Raw genomic sequence first — 2,193 nt, 5'->3', positions numbered from 1 at the left:
TTACTGAAGATGTTGGTGGCAGCGGTATCATTCGTAATTACATCATCGTAAGTCGTGGTTTTACGACCTATGAAATCAAATGTTTTGCCGGGCTTGGGACTTGGCGCCCAGAAATCGGCGATGAATTTATCTTTATACAGGAACCAGGAACTATCGGGCAGTTGTTTAAATTCCTGTACCATGCTGATTTTGCGGACAAAGTTAATGTTCGCATCCCGGGGTACGGACAGGGTGGTTTTCTGTACTGCATAGGTAGTATCATGTACCCATATATCACCAATAAAAGTATTCTCCCCTTTACGTTTAGGCGTGAAGTTTAGTTTGATGAAACGCTGGTTGTTGATGTACTGCGTATCAGCAATGGAGTAATCGTAATAGAACGCGCCGTTATGGTGAATGGGACTTACAAACTGTTTATCAAATACCGGGATGAAATTGTCGTAGATATTTACATTCTGGTACATTCCTCCCAGGAATTTGGTAACGCTTTCATTATCTATACCGGATGTACGGGCGGCTTTGATTATTTCTTTTGTTTTGCGGGGGCTCGACTGGAAGTAATAATCCGATAATGATTCCGTGAGGAAAATAGGTAGAAAAGGTTTGTCTTCAGACGTACTGTCGATGTTATCAAGAATAAACGCAAACGGTTTGGTGAAGCGGTTTTTGCCGAGTTTCTCTTTGTTGAGATTCTTCATATCCAGCTCCAGCTTATTATACACCTCGTATTTGTAATTGTCGAGGCGATTGTAATTATTTTCCGGTTTATGCTTAATGATCTGTTTAAGAAGAATGAGTGCCCAGTTTACATTGGCTTTTACCTCGTATGTTTTCAGGGAAACGTCTGAGCGGGTAACCTCGAAGTTAATGACCTGTTCTTTTTGTTCCTTGTTCACCGGCAGTTTAAGGATGTTATATCCCATTACCCTGACCAGCAATGAATCTGATGGGATAACATTTAGTTCGAACAGGTATTTCCCTTCCGCATTGCTAACCATACCTGTTTGGGTACGCACAAACTGAAGAGTGGCAAACGGAATGATTTCCTGTGAGTGCGCGTCTCTGACCACTCCACTAACCTTGTACTGCTGCGCCATCAAACCTGAACCCCAACCGCTTACGCCGATGATTATTGCTAATATTCTTTTCCAGCCAACCATATCTGACAACAATATTATAGTATTTATCGCTATTCTGGACAGTCGGTATCCTATAGGTAACGCAGTTATAACAAAAAATTATATTTTGTGAATCAAATTTTTCTATTAGCTTTGTAGTGCAAAGTACTTTTTTGTATGACAGACCAACAACACCTGGAGGCATTAACGGACATTAAGCGGATGATGGAGCGAAGCAGCCGTTTCATTTCGCTAAGCGGGTTAAGCGGCATTTCCGCCGGCGCCTGTGGCCTGATCGGGGCATTTATTGCCAATAAATGGCTGAATGAATATTATTTAAGATGGAACGCTACGGGTGTGCATAGTCATTCAGATTTCCTGACACTGAAGTTCCGTTTAATTGTTTTAGGGTTTTCTGTATTAGCGGCTGCACTTATCGGGGGAACATTTTTTACCTGGCGGAAAGCAAGGAAAAATAATTTACCTATCTGGGACCTGACATCAAGGAAAGTGCTGATCAACACTGCCATTCCATTGGCGGCAGGCGGCGCATTTATAGCGGGTTTGTTATATAATCACCTGGAGGCGCTGGTAGCTCCTACCTGCCTGGTGTTTTACGGGTTGGCAATTATCAATGCCAGTAAGTATACTTTGCCGGATGTGAAGTACCTGGGGATCTGTGAAGTTATTCTCGGGACAATTAATCTTTTCTATTTGAGAGAGGGGCTTTATTTTTGGGCCATAGGTTTCGGTTTACTGCACATCATTTACGGAGCGCTGATGTGGTGGAAATATGAATGGAAAGGGACAGTTTAATCAATCGCATGAACCCGATAGGTAACTTAAATAAGATTTTCGAGAGCCGTATACGCCTGGGCGTTATGAGTGTATTGATGGTGAACGAAGAAGTTAATTTCAACGATCTCAAACAGATGCTGGAAGTAACGGATGGTAACCTGGCGTCGCATCTCAATACGTTGGAAGAAAACGGGTATCTCAAAGTGCATAAAGGTTTTATTGGCCGTAAAACCAATACTACCTACGCCATTACGGCAACTGGCGAGAAGGCGTTTAA

At 42.5% G+C, this 2,193-nt stretch carries 3 protein-coding genes; 2 read left to right on the top strand and 1 reads right to left on the bottom strand.

The window, feature by feature from the left end; genetic code table 11:
- Positions 1–1,172: DUF5686 family protein (locus tag VN105_RS18000; RefSeq protein ID WP_325642916.1), on the bottom strand; the 1,172-nt coding region annotated here is incomplete at its 3' end.
- A gap of 123 nt (positions 1,173–1,295) precedes the next feature.
- On the opposite strand from VN105_RS18000, the gene VN105_RS17995 reads away from it, so the two are divergent.
- Both VN105_RS17995 and VN105_RS17990 read left to right on the top strand, forming a co-directional pair.
- Positions 1,296–1,934, top strand: coding sequence for a hypothetical protein (locus VN105_RS17995; protein WP_325642915.1), 639 nt, complete (start codon positions 1,296–1,298; stop codon positions 1,932–1,934).
- 8 nt (positions 1,935–1,942) lie between these two features.
- On the top strand, positions 1,943–2,193 hold a 251-nt coding region (locus VN105_RS17990; protein WP_325642914.1), incomplete at its 3' end, for a transcriptional regulator.

The organism is Chitinophaga sp., assembly GCF_035564935.1.
In the GTDB taxonomy this organism is placed as follows: domain Bacteria; phylum Bacteroidota; class Bacteroidia; order Chitinophagales; family Chitinophagaceae; genus Chitinophaga.
Note: the sequence above shows the minus strand (reverse complement) of the source record. Positions and strands in the feature narration are given on the sequence as shown.